16 protein-coding genes are annotated in these 16,357 nt (G+C 71.8%); 8 read left to right on the forward strand and 8 right to left on the reverse strand.

The window, feature by feature from the left end:
- Positions 1-336 precede the first annotated feature (336 nt).
- The 3 genes from JQX11_RS21180 to JQX11_RS21190 all read left to right on the forward strand — a co-directional run bounded on the left by JQX11_RS21180 (position 337) and on the right by JQX11_RS21190 (position 2,101).
- The gene (locus JQX11_RS21180; RefSeq protein ID WP_204926701.1) at positions 337-1,440 is read left to right on the forward strand and encodes a sporulation protein; all 1,104 of its coding nucleotides are present in this window, start codon (positions 337-339) and stop codon (positions 1,438-1,440) included.
- Between the two features lie 105 nt (positions 1,441-1,545).
- Positions 1,546-1,767, forward strand: coding sequence for a hypothetical protein (locus JQX11_RS21185; RefSeq protein WP_204926702.1), 222 nt, complete (start codon positions 1,546-1,548; stop codon positions 1,765-1,767).
- Positions 1,768-1,930: 163 nt separating this feature from the next.
- A complete protein-coding gene (locus JQX11_RS21190; RefSeq protein ID WP_168222526.1) occupies positions 1,931-2,101 on the forward strand; it encodes a hypothetical protein in 171 nt (56 codons plus the stop codon).
- Between the two features lie 112 nt (positions 2,102-2,213).
- Here the strand turns inward: JQX11_RS21190 and sigJ are convergent, their stop codons facing one another.
- A complete protein-coding gene (gene sigJ / locus JQX11_RS21195; RefSeq protein ID WP_307826284.1) occupies positions 2,214-3,113 on the reverse strand; it encodes an RNA polymerase sigma factor SigJ in 900 nt (299 codons plus the stop codon).
- 265 nt (positions 3,114-3,378) lie between these two features.
- Between sigJ and JQX11_RS21200 the strand changes: the two genes are divergently transcribed.
- From JQX11_RS21200 to JQX11_RS21210, 3 genes are all read left to right on the forward strand, one after another.
- The gene (locus JQX11_RS21200; RefSeq protein WP_204926704.1) at positions 3,379-3,681 is read left to right on the forward strand and encodes an antibiotic biosynthesis monooxygenase; all 303 of its coding nucleotides are present in this window, start codon (positions 3,379-3,381) and stop codon (positions 3,679-3,681) included.
- A gap of 282 nt (positions 3,682-3,963) precedes the next feature.
- Positions 3,964-4,731: a hypothetical protein gene (locus JQX11_RS21205; protein WP_204926705.1), complete on the forward strand. Its 768-nt coding sequence runs from the start codon at positions 3,964-3,966 to the stop codon at positions 4,729-4,731.
- An 81-nt stretch (positions 4,732-4,812) separates the two neighbouring features.
- Positions 4,813-5,175, forward strand: coding sequence for a hypothetical protein (locus JQX11_RS21210; RefSeq protein ID WP_204926706.1), 363 nt, complete (start codon positions 4,813-4,815; stop codon positions 5,173-5,175).
- 51 nt (positions 5,176-5,226) lie between these two features.
- On the opposite strand, the gene JQX11_RS21215 is transcribed toward JQX11_RS21210, so the two are convergent.
- Positions 5,227-5,901, reverse strand: coding sequence for a hypothetical protein (locus JQX11_RS21215; protein WP_204926707.1), 675 nt, complete (start codon positions 5,899-5,901; stop codon positions 5,227-5,229).
- Between the two features lie 163 nt (positions 5,902-6,064).
- Between JQX11_RS21215 and JQX11_RS21220 the strand changes: the two genes are divergently transcribed.
- Positions 6,065-6,694: a DUF4291 domain-containing protein gene (locus JQX11_RS21220; RefSeq protein WP_204926708.1), complete on the forward strand. Its 630-nt coding sequence runs from the start codon at positions 6,065-6,067 to the stop codon at positions 6,692-6,694.
- A 130-nt stretch (positions 6,695-6,824) separates the two neighbouring features.
- Here JQX11_RS21220 and JQX11_RS21225 read toward each other — a convergent pair whose 3' ends face one another.
- The 4 genes from JQX11_RS21225 to JQX11_RS21240 all read right to left on the reverse strand — a co-directional run bounded on the left by JQX11_RS21225 (position 6,825) and on the right by JQX11_RS21240 (position 12,542).
- The gene (locus JQX11_RS21225; protein WP_204926709.1) at positions 6,825-8,351 is read right to left on the reverse strand and encodes a hypothetical protein; all 1,527 of its coding nucleotides are present in this window, start codon (positions 8,349-8,351) and stop codon (positions 6,825-6,827) included.
- Positions 8,348-8,872 (reverse strand): hypothetical protein, encoded by a 525-nt coding sequence (locus tag JQX11_RS21230; RefSeq protein WP_204926710.1) that lies wholly within the window; start codon positions 8,870-8,872, stop codon positions 8,348-8,350. The genes JQX11_RS21225 and JQX11_RS21230 overlap by 4 nt, the downstream gene beginning before the upstream one ends.
- Positions 8,873-9,108: 236 nt before the next feature.
- Positions 9,109-11,109 (reverse strand): ABC transporter permease, encoded by a 2,001-nt coding sequence (locus JQX11_RS21235; RefSeq protein WP_204926711.1) that lies wholly within the window; start codon positions 11,107-11,109, stop codon positions 9,109-9,111.
- Positions 11,106-12,542, reverse strand: coding sequence for an extracellular solute-binding protein (locus tag JQX11_RS21240; protein WP_232378261.1), 1,437 nt, complete (start codon positions 12,540-12,542; stop codon positions 11,106-11,108). Before JQX11_RS21240 ends, JQX11_RS21235 begins: the two co-directional genes overlap by 4 nt.
- A 662-nt stretch (positions 12,543-13,204) precedes the next feature.
- On the opposite strand from JQX11_RS21240, the gene JQX11_RS21245 reads away from it, so the two are divergent.
- On the forward strand, positions 13,205-14,815 hold the full coding sequence (locus JQX11_RS21245; RefSeq protein ID WP_204926712.1) for a cellulase family glycosylhydrolase: 1,611 nt from the start codon (positions 13,205-13,207) through the stop codon (positions 14,813-14,815).
- A 28-nt stretch (positions 14,816-14,843) separates the two neighbouring features.
- Here the strand turns inward: JQX11_RS21245 and JQX11_RS21250 are convergent, their stop codons facing one another.
- Positions 14,844-15,437: an ATP-binding protein gene (locus JQX11_RS21250; RefSeq protein ID WP_204926713.1), complete on the reverse strand. Its 594-nt coding sequence runs from the start codon at positions 15,435-15,437 to the stop codon at positions 14,844-14,846.
- A complete protein-coding gene (locus tag JQX11_RS21255; protein ID WP_204926714.1) occupies positions 15,425-16,018 on the reverse strand; it encodes a hypothetical protein in 594 nt (197 codons plus the stop codon). The genes JQX11_RS21250 and JQX11_RS21255 overlap by 13 nt, the downstream gene beginning before the upstream one ends.
- Positions 16,019-16,357: the final 339 nt, after the last annotated feature.

A 16,357-nucleotide genomic window follows, 5' to 3' on the forward strand; every position in this document is an offset into this window, starting at 1 on the left:
CCACTATAGTCGGATATCTTCCACTCCCGTACCGCACCGCGATCACGGTGCGGGGCCACGGCGCCCAGCCGCCGACCGTGTGTCCACACGGTACAGACATCGGCCGTCGCGCGCCCGAATCGGGTCGGGAGCGGACGACGGCCCCACGCGGAGGCGACGGACCGTGGCGGCCACGGGCCCGTCGCACTCAGCCACCGTCCAGGTTGCGTTGGTAACTTGCCGGCCCGGCGGCTTCCACAGTGGCTGCCGCTGAAGCCGTTGTCGGACAACGGTTTCGTGCACATGACGTCGGGTCTGCGGTCACCGTTTGCCCGACGGTCGTCGAGGGAGAGGTTCGTGGTGTTCAAGAAGATGCTGGGTGCGTTCGGGGTGGGCGGCCCCAGCGTCGATACGGTCCTGTCCAATCCGAGCACCCGACCGGGGCTGACGCTCGCCGGCCAGGTGAACCTGACCGGTGGCAGCCACGACGTGGAGATCGACCAGATCACCGTCGGTCTGGTCACCCGGGTCGAGATGGAGGGCGCGGAGGAGGAGTACGACGCGCTCGTGGAGTTCCACCGGGTGCCGGTCGCCGGTGGCCTGTTCCTGCGCGAGGGGCAGCAGCTCAGCCTGCCGTTCCAGGTGGCGGTGCCGTGGGAGACGCCGGTGACCGAGCTGAACGGTCAGCACCTGCCCGGCATGACGATGGGTCTGCGTACCGAGGTGGCCGTCCGGGGTGCGGTCGACAAGGGCGACCTCGACCCGGTGTATGTGCATCCGCTGCCCGCCCAGGAGCGCGTCCTAGAGGCGTTCGGCCGACTCGGCTTCACGGTGAAGGCGGCCGACCTCGAACGGGGCCACCTCGCGGGGCTGCACCAGACGCTGCCATTCTACCAGGAGATCGAGTACTACGCGGCACCGCAGTACGCCCATGCCGTCACCGAGGTCGAGCTGACCTTCGTCGCCAACGAGCACGGCGTGGACGTCGTACTGGAGTTGGACAAGCACGGTGGCCTGTTCACCGGCGGACACGACTCGTACGGCCGGCACCACGTCGCCCACGGCGACGCGCACGGCGACTGGACCGCGCAGGTCGACGGCTGGCTCCGGCAGGCCGTCGACGGCCGGCAGGCTCCGCACGTCGGCTACGGCTACGCCCCGCCCGCCCCGGCCTACGGGACGCCCGGCTACCCGCCGCCGCCCCCGCCGCCCGGCTACGGAGCACCGGGCTACGGTGCGCCCGCCTACGGACAACCGGCTTACGGACAGCCCGCGTACGGGCACGCGGGGTACGGGCATCCCGGCGGCCACCACAAGGAGGGGCACCACGACCACGACGGGCCCGGCATGGGTGCGGTCGCCGCCGGTGTGGTCGGTGGCGCGGCTCTCGGCTTCGCCGGCGGCATGATCGCCGACGAGATCTTCGACGACGCGGACGAGGGCGGCGACGAGGACGCCTGACCCATCGCCCGGTTCCACTGTGGATCGGGTAGCGCAACCATGATCTAATTGATGCAGTTCGTCCGAGTATGGTCGGAATTTCCGATCACGAGTCAAGGAGTGTGCATGCCCGCAAGCGCCGACCTCACCAAGCTGGTTGACAAGGCATACCAGGACAAGGCCCTCACCGAGATCGTCGACGCCCCGGTGTCCGCCCTCGCCGGGGTCAGCGACGGCGACGCCAAGCTGCTCAAGGAGGCCTTCGGCATCACCACCGTGGGCGACCTCGGCCGCAACCCGTACTTCCAGACCGCCAACGCCCTGGTCGCCCTCACCGGCGCCAGCTGATCCGACCCGGTGGCCCGGGACTCCCCCGGGCCACCCGGGCCCCCCGCCCGCGTCGACCCGCCGCCCGACCGTCGAGGTGCCCGGCCTGCCTGGCGGACCGCGGCGACGCCGGCACGACCGCCGCCGACAGGCGCACCCGGGCGTTGTGCCGGATAATTGTCCGATGACAAATCCTGACCTCGACCCGGACGTGTACCCGCCCCTCGACCCCCGTGAGCCGGTGCCGGACGACGTCGGTGAGCTTCTTCCCGACACGCCCGGCGAGCTGCCGGAGGCACCTGTCGAGCCGATGCCCGACGACGGCGATCCGGGAGGCGTGCCCGAGCCGGCCTGACGGCGGGCCCGTACGGCCGGCCGCCCTCCGGTCACGCCCCGGTCGGCGCGGGTGACGGTCGAGACACCATGACGTCGACGCAACCATCCCCCGCGCCCGCCCGGAGCGTCGATCAGCGGGCGCGTCCGGCGGGAACGTGCCGCCACCGGGCGAGCTTGCCGGGGTTGCGGACCACCCACAGGTGCCCGACCCGGCCGGTGCCGGTCGCGGCGAGCGCGAGCACGGCGAGGGTACGGCCGAGCCGGTCGGTGGCGACCAGACCCGGCTCCCCGTTGACGGGCGTCTCGTCGACGACCAGGTCGGGTTGCCGGTCCCGCACGCCCAGCAGGAAACCGGCGACCGCCTGCGCCCCGTGCAGCGGTACGACGGAAGCCGAGACGAGGCCGCCGCCGTCGGTGATCGCGGTGGCGTCCGGATCGAGCACGTCGACCAGAGCGGCGAGGTCGCCGGTCTGCCAGGCGGCCCGGAACGCCCGTACGGCCGCGGCGTGCTCGGCCGGACGCACCGGTGCGCGGCGTTGCTCACGGACCCGACGCCGGGCAGACGAGGCGAGTTGCCGGCACGCGGCAGGGGTACGGCCGACGATCCCGGCGATCTCGGGGTAGGTGAACCGGAACACGTCGTGCAGCACGAACGCGACCCGCTCGGCCGGGGTCATCGCCTCCAGCACCACCAGCAGGGCCATCGACACGGAGTCCTCCAGGCTCACCCGGTCGGCGGGGTCGACCACCGTCGCGGCTTGCAGGCTGCTCCAGCCGGTCGCCGGGAGGGGTTCGGGAAGCCACTCGCCGACGTACCGCTCCCGGCGGGCCCGTGCCGTCGTGAGCATGTCGAGCCCGATGCGGCTGGCGGTCCTGATCAGCCAGGCGCGGGGGTTGACGACGGCGTCGCGTTCCCCGTCGCTGAGCCGGTGCCAGCGCAGGTAGGTCTCCTGCACGGCGTCCTCGGCGTCGGCGAGCGAACCGAGCAGGCGGTAGCTGAGCCCCAGCAGGACCCCACGATCGCGGGTCACCGGGTCTGACGGCCCCGGGTGGCCCGGCACGGCGTCAGGCGGCACCTCTGCTCCCTCCCCCGGCCGGCGCGACGACCGTCGCGCGCCGCCCACGGCTATCGGATCACGTCCGGCGCGGCGGGCACCGCCTGACAGTTCGCCGACCGGCGTCGTCTACCTCACAGAGCGGCCGGTCCCGTCCGCTCACCCGGCAGCTCCACGCGGCGTCGGGTGCGGCCCGCCGTGGCGGCACCACCCGTGGGGAGCGCGTGCGAAGGAGAAGGCGATGTCCGACCCCGTCACGTTCGTCAACGTCATCGACGTCGACCCGTCCCGGCAGCAGGAGGTGATCGACCTGCTGGTCGAGGGCACCGAGAAGGTGGTGTCCCGGCGGCCCGGTCTCGTCTCGGTCACCCTGCTCGCCAGCCTCGACCGGACCCGCGTCGTCAACGTCGCCCGGTGGCGCAGCGCCGACGACGTCCGGGCCACCCAGGCCGACCCCGAGGCGGCCGAGTACGCCCGGCGGACGGCCGCGCTGGCCCAGGCCAGCCCCGGTCTCTACACCGTCGTCGGCGAGTTCACCCCGTGACCCCGACGGCAGCGGGCCCCGGCCACCCCCGGAGCCGGAGTGGGGCTGCGCCGGCGGCCGGGCCGTCCCCGGCCAGCGCCGACGTCCGCCCGGTCGGATAGTCGGCACCGGTGGTGCCCGGCCCAGCCGGCCGGGCACCACCGGTGGCGATCGCGCTCGCGCGAGCCGGACGACGTGTCGGGTGCGAGCCGTACGAGGACCTGACCGCCACCCTCGTCGTCACCCGGCTGGCCGCAACGCGCCCGACACCGGCGAATGGTGCGCTGCTGGGACACTGCACTCATGAGTCAGGGTCTGCCCGGCGTGGCATCCGCCCGGTGGTGGGGTGCGGTGCGGATCACCCTGGTCCTGCTGTGGCTGCTCGGGGCCGCGACGACCTGGTGGACCGCCCCGCGCCAAGGGGACTACGACCGGGCCGGGGCGGACGTCGCCGCGGGCCGCGTGGTCGCCTACCAGTGGGGTGGCCGGTGGGAGGTGGATCGTTCACCGCCCTGGTTCGGTTCTGCCACCCTGTCGGCCTCCGGCAGCCACGGGCCGCTGTTCGCGTGGCGAACACCCGACGGCCGGGTGCACTGGACGGACACCGACCGGTTCGCAGAGGTGACCACCACCGGTGCCGTCGAGCAGGAGAGCTACTCCGGACCCGGCGCCGTCGGTATCGCGCAGGAGCTGCGGGCCGCCGGGCTCGAACACCGCGCCGGTGACCTCGACGCATCGGTGTCCGTCCTCGGCGGAACCGGTGTCCTCCTCGCCGTCGTCGCCCTCGTCGTCGTGGTCACCGGACCGGCACCGGTCCGGGGCACCCGGTGGTACTGGTTCTGGTTGATCTTCCTCAGCCCGTACGGTCTCGGGCTGCTGCTCTGGACGGCCCGGGAGCGGCCGTGGTCACGGTCCGCGGCGGCGGTGGCCGCGCGGAACCCGACGTACCCGCGGGACCGGGGCGTTCTCGGCTTCGGCTTCGGCATACTCGCGTCGGTTCTGCTCGGTGGCGTCCTGTTGATCCTCCATGACGTGCTGGGCGACGGGTGGGTGCCGCGACCTGACGGCTAGCAGCGCGCGGTCTGCCCGGGTGCCGGCCGACGCAGGTCCGATCGGCACCCCGAAGCGACCGGAGTGCGGCACAATGCGCCCATGTCCTCCACCGGATCGTCGCGGCTGTCGTTGTGGTCCACCGACTCGGTGTTGTCGATCGGGTCGCGGGGCTCGGTGCTGTCCATCGGCAGCGTCGGCTCGATCGCCTCCGTCGGCAGCGTCGGCTCCGCCGGCTCGGTGCTGTCCATCGGGTCGGCACTGTCGGTCGGGTCGGCCCTGGCGTGGCGGTCCCGCTGGTCGTTGCTGGCCGACCGGTCCTCGGGGGTCGCGATGGGTTCCCGCGCGAGCGCCCACGCCCTGGTAGGTCCGTCGGCGACGGTGGCGGCCGTGGCGCTGGCCGCCTATGCCGGCTACCTGCTGACGCGCAGCCGCCGACCGGACGACGGCCGTCGGGGACGGTGACGTCACCCGGGCCAGCGGGGCCGCGTCGCCGCTGTCCGCTCCCGGGCCGGGTCAGCAGTTGCCGATCTCGTCGGTGCGCGTCACCACCGCCGACGTGAGCGGCTCGCCCGGTACATCGGGGACCGAGTAGGGCGCTCCGTCGTGCTTCGCGAGTTCCCTGGCGTACGCATTGCTGACGAGGAAGACGTGCAGTTCGAAGCGCCGCCCCGGCGACGTCTGGTCGCCGACGACGACCCGCCTGGCCTGGCAGCTGTGCGGGGTGGGGAAGTGCAGCGGTTTCTCGTAGAAGTAGCTCGCACCGGCCGGGCGGACGAACAGCACGGCGGTTCGGCCGGCCGGCGGCTCGTCCCCCGTGCCGGAGATGTCCAGGCAGTTCGGCACCACCGTCGCGACGCTGATCGCGAACCGCACCAGCGGCGTCCTGGTCACGGTAGGAGCGACCGTGGGCGGCGGTGTCCGGGTGGGAGGTGGGCTGCTCGGTGTCGTCGATGCGGTGGGGGTGGCCGGTGGGGTCGGTGGCTCGGTCGGCTCCGGCGTACCGGGTGGACGTGTCGTCGGATCCGGCGGTGGGGTGGAGCTGGCCGCAGAATCGGCCACCGCCGGAGTCTCCTTGGTGACGGTGAGGTACGCCGGCACCGCCGCGATGACACCCGTGACCAGTGTGACGACCAGGCCGAGCCACCCCACCTGCTCAGCGGGCTTCAGCGCCCGCCACCATCGCCGCATACCCGCCCGCCTGGCTCGCCACCATCGCCGCATGCCACCCTCCTACGTCGACAGACACCTTGCAGTGAACACCGCACGGGCAACACGGGCCCTCGTCCAGATGGGGTCGACGGGCGCGGAATCCGGGTGGACCGGTCGGGTCCTGATCGTCGAGGATCGGCGGGTGTCCGTTCCCGTACGTCAGATCCGTGCCCGCCACTCGGCCACGACCGTCACCGTGTACCAGGCGTACCCGCCGGACATCGCGGTGCCGGCGGTGGCCGCCGGCCGTTTCGTGGCCCCCTTCAAGCGGGAGCGGATGACGTGGATCAAGCCGTCGTTCCTGTGGATGATGTACCGCTGCGGCTGGGCGACGAAGCCTGGGCAGGAGCGCGTGCTGTCCATCGAGATCACGCGGGCGGGGTTCGAGTGGGCGCTGGCCCGGGCCTGCCTGAGTCACTACGACCGTGACCTGCACGGCGACCGGGAGAACTGGTCACGGCAGTTGCGGACCAGTCCGGTCCGGGTGCAGTGGGACCCGGAGCGCTCGCTGCGGCTGGCCGCGCTGCCGTACCGCTCGTTGCAGGTCGGACTGTCCGGCGAGGCGGTCGACCGGTACGTCGACGACTGGATCGTCGCGGTCGAGGACGTCACCGCCACCGTCGAGCAGATCCGGGACCTGCTGCGCCGGGGTGACGAGCGGGCGGCGGCGGCACGCCTGCCCGTCGAACACGTCTATCCCCTTCCGGACGGGATCGCGGACGGCCTCGCCGCCAGTCCCGCCGAAAATCCCGACCGGCGGCACCGGCAGTGACAGCCGACCTGCCGCGACCCTGACCGCAACAGGTCGACCCACCCCACCCGCGCTCCGGCGCCCCCGGCCACCGCCGCACCGTGTGCCCCTGGGCCCGGGGCACACGGTGGACGCCAGGATCGCGCCCGGCTCAGGGCGGGAAGCCCGGTGGTCGGGGCCACTGCTCAGCCTCCGGGTCGGGTCGGTAGCCGGGTGGGGGTTGCCCGGTAGGCGGGCGTACCGGGGCCGGTGGCGCGGCGGACGGACCCGGAGGGTGTGCCCCGGCGGTGGGTGCAACAGGGGTGCCGGCCACCGGCTGGCCGCCGCCCGGCGGGGGCGCAGCCGCCACGCCGACCACGGGCCGGGCCGCACCGGACCCGCCCGGAACACCGGGCGCGGAGGCCGACGGGGTCGCGGGCCGTGGTGCCGGTGGCAGGGGGCCGTCGGGCTGCGGTCCCGGGAGCGCCGCCACGGCGGTCCGGGGCCGCCAGACCGGTTCCGCGCCGATCAGGCTACGGAAGTCGAACTGGCACTTCGGGCAGGTACGCAGCGCCGTCTCGGCACGGCGGTCCCCGCACTTCTGGCAGTAGGTCACCACCGTCTCGTCGGCGTCCATACCCTGGCAGCGGGGGCAGGCGAACGCGGGGCCCTTGTTGTTGAGCTGCACCAGCCGACCGGCGAGCACGTAGGGCGTGACGAGGCCGCTGATGCTGCTGGCCAGGTCCCGGGTCCGCCGGGTGCGCTCCTGCATGCGTTCCATCTCCGGGTTGGCGACCTTCTCCAGCCGGCAGGTGGTGCAGGTACGCAGGGTCCGTACCGGCAGCAGGCCGCGCAGCCGCGCCTGCTGGTGCAGGAAGGTCACCGCCGGCACGTCCGCCGGCTCGACGGTGATCCGGTCCGTCCCGCCCGCCGCGAGGCGTTCCTCGACCCGGAACACCAGCGACTGCACCTGCCCGACCAGCTTCGGCGGCATGCCACCCGGCCGGCTGACGATCAGCGTGCCGACCATCAACATGCCGTCGGCCAGCTCGGCGGGGACCTCGGCGACGGTGTCGGCCGTCTCGAAGGTGAAGGTCGCACCGCCGGTACGGGCGACCACCGCCTGCCGCTGCGCCGGCCCGTCGCCGTCGAGCAGCCGACCCGCGTGCCGGGAGAGCGCGGCCTGCGCCCGGTTGGCCAGGCCGGCGGCGTGCTGCATCATCGCCACGTCACCCGGGCCCGTCTGCCGCCACCACGGGCCGAACGCGGCTGCGGCGGACGGGTCGAGCCGGCCGAGCACGGCGTCGAAGGTGCTCAGCACCGACTCGAAGAGGCCGACGTACACCGAGGTCACACCCCAGTTCCGCCCCAGCCTGCCCGGCCAGCGGTCGACCAGCAGCACGCCGACCCGCACCCCGGGGCCATCGGCCTCCAGGGTGACCCGCAGCAGCACAGGCACCTGCGTCGGCGAGAGGGTGACCCCGCCGAGACGGGAGCCGCGTACCGCCTCCAGGAGGCTGAGCTGCTCGACCTTCAGGTCGAAGGCGAGATCACGGATGCTGCGCAGCAGGTGCTGGCGGGCCACGCTCGGCGGTGCGCCGAGCCGACGGTGGACGCCGGCCGCCAGCCGGCCGGGCTCCAGCCCGGCCGCGACGGCCGGCGGCACGGCACCGGGTCCGCCGGGGTCAGCCCAGCTCATTCCGCTGCGTCGTAGGAGATGCTGGTGTCGAAGCTGGACGCCGCGTCGTACCCCCCGGCGTCGTACGAGGTGCTGGTGTCGTAGGACGTGCTGGTGTCGTAGGACGTCGTGTCGTACGAGGTGCTGGTGTCGGTGCCGCTGGCGGCCCAGTCGACCTCGGCGGCGGCGGTCTCCACGTGGTCGGCGACGGCGTCGGAGTACTCGTCGGAGACCGTGTAGTTGTTCTCCGCGATGCTCGCGTGGTCGGCCGCCCGCGCCATGGCGCTCTCGGCGACCTCGACGTTGCCGGCCGCCGCGTTCTCCACGGCGTAGTCGGCCCAGTCCTGCGCGGAGTCGGCCCAGTCGTCACCGCTGTCCGCGTGCCAGTTCGACCAGTCCTGGTCACTGACCGCGCCGCTGATCTCGCTGTCCACGATGGACGCGGACGGTTCCGGCAGCGTCGGAACCGCCTCGGTCAGGGTGGTGTCCCCGATCGGCGTGTCGGTGGTCAGGAAGTCGCCCCAGTCCGAGTCGGCACTCATGCTCTGATTCCCCAGATTCTGATGAACGGTGCGGTCAGCGGTCGTCGCCGGGTGGCCCGGCCGAACGACCAGAACTGTCCCACGCCCACGCCAGGGGCCGCGCGGTCGCGACGGCGGGGCCGCAGGGCGTCGACCGAGGTCACGACGGGTGCCCGCCGCCGGGATGGCGATGGTGTCAACATGCCGACAGACCCGCTGGACGCCGTGCCGGCTCACCCGGTGGTCGGTGGTGGTGGTCAGCCCTTGACCGCTCCGGCGGTGAGCCCCTCGGTGAGGAATCGCTGCCCGAAGGCGTACATGATCACCACGGGGATGCTGACCAGCAGTGACGCGGCGGCGAGTTGTCCCTGCGGTACGACGTCCCCGGTGATCATCGACTGCATGCCCACCGGGAGGGTCTTGTACTCGTCCTTGGTGATGAACACGAAGGCGAAGAGGAACTCGTTCCAGGCGTTGGTCAGGGTGAACAGGGCGACCGCCAGCAGTCCCGGCTTGGCCAGGGGCAGCACCACCCGACCGAACGCCTGGAGCCGGGTGCAGCCGTCGACCAGCGCGGCCTCCTCCAACTCGATGGGGATCGACGCGAAGTATCCCGCCAGCAGCCAGGTGGCGAACGGCAGCGTGAAGGTCGGGTACGTCACGACCAGCGACCACAACGAGTCGGTGAGCCGGACCCCGATGAGCAGTTGGTACAGCGGGATGAACAGCAGCGCGCCGGGCATCACGTAGGTGACCAGGACCGTGACGGTGAAGCCCTGTGCACCGCGGAACCGCAGCCGGGCCAGCGCGTAGCCGGCCAGCGCGGCGCAGACCAGCGCCACCACGGTGGACGCCGCGGACACCAGCACCGTGTTGAGGTACCAGCGGCCGAACGGTTTGGTGGTGAACAGGTCGGTGAACTGTTGCAGCGTCCATGGTGTGGGCCACAGGTCGCGCTCGTGCAGGACGATCTGGCCGTCGGACTTGAAGGCAGTGACGACGATCCAGTACAGCGGGGCCAGGACGAAGACGAGCAGCGCGGCCAGGGCGACGCCGGAGGCCAGGCCCGACACCAGGGCGGACGTCCTGCGCCGTCCCCACGACTGCAACGCCGACAGGACCCGGCCGACCGCCGCCGCGACCAGCAGGATCACCCCGAGGACCAGCGCCGCCTTCCAGAATATCTGCGGTGACGCCCAGGCCAGCGCGCCGGTGACCACCACGGCGGCGGCCCACGGCAGGGACCGGCGCACCGGCCCGGCGGGTCGGGTCGGCGCGGTGTCGGCGTCCCGCCGCAGCAGCCGGACCAGCACGTACACCAGCACGCCGATGACCGGCAGCATGACGAGCGTGACGGCCGCTCCGGCACCGTACTGGAGTTGGAGGATCGCCTTGGAGTACGCGACCAGCACGTACGGTGCGGTCGCGTCGCCGGGGCCGCCCTGGGTCAGCAACCAGATGAGGTCGAAGTTGTTGAACGTCCAGATCGACGACAGGGTGACCGTGACGGTGATGACGTGGCGCAGTCCGGGCAGCGTCACGTGGACGAACCGCCGCCACGCCGACGCCCCGTCGACGGTCGCCGCCTCGTACAGATCGGTGGGGATGGCCTTCAGCCCGGCGAGGAAGGCGACGGTGAAGAACGGCACCCCCTTCCACACGTTCACCATGATCACCGACGGCATGGCCAGGGACGCCTCGGACAGCCAGCCCGCCGGCCAACTGTCGACCAGGTGCGCGTCGACCAGCAGCGGCCCGATCCCCGACTCGGTGAGCAGCAGGTTGACGCTGCCGAAGATCGGGTCGAGCAGCGAGCGCCAACTGAACGCGGTGACGACCGTCGGCACCACCCACGGCAGCAGGAGCAGGCCGGCCAGCACGGCCCGTCCCCGGCGTCGGTGGTGCAGCAGCAGGGCCGCGGACAGGCCCAGCACCGCCTTGAACACCTCGGCGTACGCGGTGAAGACGAACGAGTTCACCACGCCGGTGTGGAACTGCTCGTCGTCGGTCAGGGCGAGGTAGTTGGCCAGTCCGACGAACACGCTGTGCTGGCCGTGCCGTTCGGTGGTGCTGGTGACGACCGCCCAGCCGATCGGGACGAGCACGAGGGCGCCGACGAGCACGGCGGTGGGAGCCAGGAACAGCGCCGCCAGCCGCCAGTCGCGTCCCAGCCGTCGTCGGGTCGCGGGACGCGCGCCGGGCCTCGACCGTGGGGATCCTCCTGACGCCGGGGCCGGCGCCGGGCGGACCGACGTCACTGCGGCAGACCCTGCTGGGTGAAGATCTGCACCATCTTGGCGTGGGCGGCCTGCACGGCCCGCGCGGGCGACGTGCCCTGGATGACCTGCTGCATCATGTCGGTCAGCACGTAGGCGCCGACGGCGGCCTGCTGCCCGGCGCTGGCCTTCTGCGGGAAGTCCAGGCCGTTCTTCGTCGACAGCGGCAGTTTCTGTTGGGTGATCCTGCGCATGATGGGGAACGCCGGGTCGCCGCTGGTGAAGAACGGATCGGCGTCCCAGACCCGGTCCCAGGCCGGCAGGGCCAGCCCCGGAGCCTCCTTCGCCACGCCGACGAGCGCGGGGGCGCTGACCAGGTACTGCGTCAGGAGCTTGGCGAGTTCGGCGTTCTTGGCGCCCTTGAAGATGACGAAGCACTGGGACTGGCCCAGCAGCAGGGAGGTGTCGGTGGCCGGGCCGGTGCAGTCGGGGAAGACGTGGGTGCGTTCGTAGACCGGGTTCTTCTTGGTCTTGGAGTCCGCGTAGACGCTGAACTGGTTGCGGGTGTAGCCGAGGATCCCGGCGAGCCAGTTCTCGTTGTTGCTGGAGTCGGTCCAGGCCGCGACCCCCGGCGGCAGCATCGGCTTGTACGTCGGGTTGGTGTAGATGTCGCCGAGGAAGGTCACCGCCTGGACGGTCTCGGGAGAGTCGAAGGTGACCTTCCGGCCGTCGTTGGAGGCGATCGCCCCGCCGTAGGAGTTGATCAGAGCCTCGATCATGCCGTTGGCGTCACCGGAGCGGTTGACGGTCATGCCCCAGCCGAACCGCCGTTTGCCGGGGTCGGAGATCGCCAGGCAGAGGTCCCGCAGTTCCTCCCACGTGTAGCTGTCCTTCGGGCTGATGCCCTTGTCCTGCATCCAGTCCTTGCGCAGGAACGACCCGATCCCGATGAAGTGGTACGGGATGGCGAACCACCTGCCGTCGAAGACGCAGAAGTTCTTGGACTCGGCGGTGGGTTCGCCGTACTTCGCCGTCAACGCCTGGACGACGTCCGTCACGTCCTCCAGGTCGCCGAGCGCCTGGAACTGGGCGACGAACCGCGAGTCGGTCATGAACGCGAGGTCACGCGCGACGCCGCCCTTTACCTCGGCATCGATCTTGGCGACGACGTCCCCGGCGTCGGCTTGGACCAGGCTGTTTCCGATCTTCGTGCCGGTGGTGTCGGCGAACTTCCTGATCGAGCTGTCGAGGGCCGCGTTCGCCGCCTCCGAGTACAGCTTCTGCGACAGCATCCCCATCGAGGAGCCCTTCAACGCCGCCGCGGCGTCGACGAGTTCCTGCGGGACCTCGGCCTGCACCCTGGGCGTCGACGGTCCACTTCCCCCGCAGGCGGCGAGGCCGGCCGCACCGAGCAGCCCCACCCCCATTCCCAGGAAGCCGCGCCGGGTCCGTAACGAGCCGTCCTCCGTGGACATCTGTCTCCTCCGTTCCGCCTCACCGCAACTCACCGAAGGTCGGGAAGGGTTACCCTCCCTTGTAGACGTCGGTACCGTTCGCCATCGAGGACGGTCATTCGTCCTGGTGCAATGACCGCAGCCTGCTTTCGGCGCGTGGTCATCGGGGTCCGCCCCGCCGACGGCGGAGCCTCCCCGGCCCGTCCGAGATGCTCGCGCCCCGAGCGGCGGGATGTCGATCAGGGCGGCGCTGCGCTCACTCTACACATATCGGAAAGTCGCGACCAGACCTTCCTTCCCACCGGAAGATACTCTCAACAATTCACTATGATCAATAGCGTTAACGGCGACCCCCGACGGCGGGCACCCACACCCGACGCCACCCCGCCGGTCGGGGCCGACGGGGCCACGCCCGACGCGAGCGCCCCTGCGGCACGGTGGGCCACCCGCACGACGGGCACCGGTCGCGGTCGGGCCGCGCGACGTCGACGCGACCACCGCCCGCCGCCCCGACGGCACGCGGCGCACGCGCCCGCCCGCCCGCGACAGCCTTCCCGTTGCCGATCGATGCACGTGCATCTATTCTTTGGCAGCCCATCGATTGCCGGAACAGGCAGTCGAAATACTGTCGAAACGCTTCGACAACCATCGTGCGACGGTTGACTCGAAGACGGGAGATGCTGATGAAATCCACACTGAGGAGGGTTCAGTTCGCCGTGCTTTCCGGCGTACTGGCGCTGGCCGGGTCGACGGCCGTGATGACGAGTTCCGCGTCGGCCGACAGCATGACCCAACTGAACGCCACCCAACTCGTCGCCAACATGGGGGCGGGCTGGAACCTGGGTAACGCCCTGGAAGCCAACGCCAACGGAATCCCCAGCGAGACGGCCTGGGGCAACCCGGTCGTGACGCAGGCATTCATCGACCGGGTGCGGGCGGCGGGATTCAAGACGATCCGCATTCCGGTCTCCTATCTGGGAAACATCGGGGCCGCCCCGAACTACACGATCAGCTCCGCCTGGCTGAACCGCATCCAGGAAATCGTCGACTACGCCTATGGCCGCGGACTGTACGTGCTGATCAACATGCACGGCGACGGCTACAAGACCATCAACGGTTCGTGGCTGATCTGCGACTCGTCGAACCAGACGACGATCAGGGACAAGTACCAGAAGGTCTGGCAGCAGGTAGCGACCAAATTCCAGAGCTACGGCGAACGCCTCGTCCTGGAATCCATGAACGAGGAGTTCGACGGGCAGTACGGCAATCCCACCCAGCCGTGCTACTCGAACATCAACGCCTACAACCAGATCTTCGTGGACACGGTCCGGCGGACCGGCGGGAACAACACCTCGCGCTGGCTGCTCATCCCCGGCTGGAACACCAACATCGACTACACCGTCGGCAACTACGGCTTCGTGCTGCCGACCGACCAGTACCGCTCGTCGTCCGTGCCGGCCAACGAACAGCGGCTCATGATCTCCGTGCACTACTACGACCCCTGGGACTTCGCCGGTGAGGAGAACGGCACCATCACCCAGTGGGGGCCGGCCGCCACCAACCCGGCACGCAAGTCGACCTGGGGACAGCAGGACTTCATGGACGGGCAACTGAAGAAGGTGCGCGACACCTTCGTCGCGCGTGGATACCCCGTGTTCGTCGGTGAGTACGGTTCGGTCGACAAGACCTCGGCCGACTCGACGAACAACCGGTACCGGGCGGACTACGCGCGCACCCTGGTCGCCACCGCCAAGAAGTACGGGGCGGCCACCGCCTACTGGGACAACGGCTACAACGGCGCGTACGGGTTCGGGCTGTTCAACCGCAGCAGCGGCGTGGTCACCCAGCAGGGCATCATCGACGCCATCATGAGCGCCGTCGGCGGCACCACCCCGACCACGCCGCCGACCACCACGCCGCCGCCGACCACCGCTCCCCCGACCACCACGCCGCCCCCGACCACCGTCCCGCCGACGACCCCGCCCCCGGGCGGGCGCTCCTGCTCGGCGACGTACACGGTGACCGGTCAGTGGCAGGGCGGCTTCCAGGCCGAGGTGCGGGTCACCGCCGGCAACTCGGCGATCAGCGGCTGGACGGTGACCTGGACGTTCGGCAACGGGCAGCAGGTGTCGCAGGCGTGGAGCGCGACGCTGACCACCAGCGGCGCGACGGTGACCGCCCGCAACGTCAGCTACAACGGCGCGCTCGGTGCCGGCGGCAGCACGACCTTCGGTTTCCTGGGCTCGTCGGGCGGCACCAACGCCGTACCGGCGGTCTCCTGCGCGGCGAACTGAGCCGGCGGTGACCGACGCGGGCCGGGGGTCACCGACCCCCGGCCCGCGCGAATCCCGGCCGGCCGGAGCCGGGGCGGTCCAGCGCGCCCACCAGCAGGTCGTAGGTGGCCTGCACCGCCCCCGCCGCGCTGGGCACCAGCACCGCCCCGGCGCGTAGGCGGACCACCCGCATCAGGTCGTCGTACATGGCGCCGAGCACGGCCGATCCGCCGGCGCGCGCGATGAGCTGACGGTGGTGGTGGACCCACTCGTCGTCGGAGTCGCGGGCGCGACGGTGGAACCGCTCGATCGCGGTCTCCCGCCCGTCGACCAGGACGACCTCGTGGAAACCCGCCCCCTGCTCGCGCGCGAGCGCCGCGAGACCGTCGATCTCGTCGACCGTCGCGAGGTACTGCGGCAGGACGACGTCACCTCCGCCGGCCAACCGGACCGTCACCATCGCCCGCACCAGGGACCACACGACCGGCCAGGTGTCGAATTCCTCGTCGCGCCATCCGCCGACGAGGCGGTGCAGCGCGTCGACGTCGAGATTCAGGGTGCCGGGGTGGCGGTCGGCGTAGCGCGCCGAGAGGGTGGACTTTCCGATGCCCGGCGGGCCGTTCAGATGGATCAGTCGTGCCATCGCGCACCCTCGGCGTGGCGGCCACCCGCGCCGTCCAGGCCGTCGACCAGCAGTTCCGCCTCGTCCGCTGAAATGGCCATGGTGGCGCCGAGCAGCTCGACGGCCTGCTCGCGCTGGCCGGCTTCCACGAGCGCCGCGATCCGGAGCCAGGCGAACGCGTCAGCCATCGCGTCGCTGTCACCTCCGGCCGTCGACGGCCACCCGGCCGGCGGGTCGGTCGGGTCCTGGACCGGCCGGGCCCCCGCCGTACCGTCCGGGGTTTCCGCGCCGGGTGACGTCGCGTCCGCAGCAGGCGTGCCGGCGACCGGCGGGTCGACAGGGCCGGGGGCGCGGTCAGTGCCGGTGGCTTCGTGACTGCGGGCGGCGGCGATCCGGGTGGCCGCGTCCCACGCGCGGGTGTCCGCGTCCGGGGACGCGGCGGCGGCGACCCGCGCCTCCAGGTCGCGGACCTGGGTGCCCGGCAGGTCCCGGCGGTCACCTCGGCGGCGCAGGGCCACCGTGATCACCGCGATGAGCGAGACCGCGACGACGAGGCCCACCGCCAGTGCCAGCAGGCTCGCGTCGGTGCCGCCGGGGCTCACCGGGTCGGACGGCCCCGGCCGGGCCGGTGCCGGTCGGCGACGGCGTGGAGCGGTACCCGGGCCAGGCGGGATGCGGTCGGGACCCGGCACGCGGCGGCCGGCGACACCGTCGCCGTGCTCGTCGCGGCCCCCCACCCCATGCCTGGCATCGTACCGGCGGGAAGGTCGCCCGCCGGGATGCGCCCGGTCCGTATGCGGTCCCTTTGTCCCCCAGGGTCCGATACCGTGGGGCGGCCAGCAGGCACCTCATGACGACCGCCACCGATCGCCCCGGAGATCCCTTCGACGTCCGCGCCCGACCGGTCGGGCGCGGACGTGACCTGACCCGCCGCCCCACAC

The organism is Micromonospora humida (assembly GCF_016901255.1).
Lineage (GTDB): Bacteria > Actinomycetota > Actinomycetes > Mycobacteriales > Micromonosporaceae > Micromonospora > Micromonospora wenchangensis.

Excerpts from the sequence above, each read along its gene's own strand:
- JQX11_RS21250 (WP_204926713.1), bottom strand. The coding sequence starts at position 15,437 with ATGGCACGACTGATCCATCTGAACGGCCCGCCGGGCATCGGAAAGTCC.
- JQX11_RS21230 (WP_204926710.1), bottom strand. The coding sequence starts at position 8,872 with ATGAGTGCCGACTCGGACTGGGGCGACTTCCTGACCACCGACACGCCG.
- JQX11_RS21225 (WP_204926709.1), bottom strand. The coding sequence starts at position 8,351 with ATGAGCTGGGCTGACCCCGGCGGACCCGGTGCCGTGCCGCCGGCCGTC.
- JQX11_RS21205 (WP_204926705.1), top strand. The coding sequence starts at position 3,964 with ATGAGTCAGGGTCTGCCCGGCGTGGCATCCGCCCGGTGGTGGGGTGCG.
- JQX11_RS21190 (WP_168222526.1), top strand. The coding sequence starts at position 1,931 with ATGACAAATCCTGACCTCGACCCGGACGTGTACCCGCCCCTCGACCCC.
- JQX11_RS21210 (WP_204926706.1), top strand. The coding sequence starts at position 4,813 with ATGTCCTCCACCGGATCGTCGCGGCTGTCGTTGTGGTCCACCGACTCG.
- JQX11_RS21185 (WP_204926702.1), top strand. The coding sequence starts at position 1,546 with ATGCCCGCAAGCGCCGACCTCACCAAGCTGGTTGACAAGGCATACCAG.
- JQX11_RS21240 (WP_232378261.1), bottom strand. The coding sequence starts at position 12,542 with ATGTCCACGGAGGACGGCTCGTTACGGACCCGGCGCGGCTTCCTGGGA.
- JQX11_RS21245 (WP_204926712.1), top strand. The coding sequence starts at position 13,205 with ATGAAATCCACACTGAGGAGGGTTCAGTTCGCCGTGCTTTCCGGCGTA.
- JQX11_RS21200 (WP_204926704.1), top strand. The coding sequence starts at position 3,379 with ATGTCCGACCCCGTCACGTTCGTCAACGTCATCGACGTCGACCCGTCC.
- JQX11_RS21215 (WP_204926707.1), bottom strand. The coding sequence starts at position 5,901 with ATGCGGCGATGGTGGCGGGCGCTGAAGCCCGCTGAGCAGGTGGGGTGG.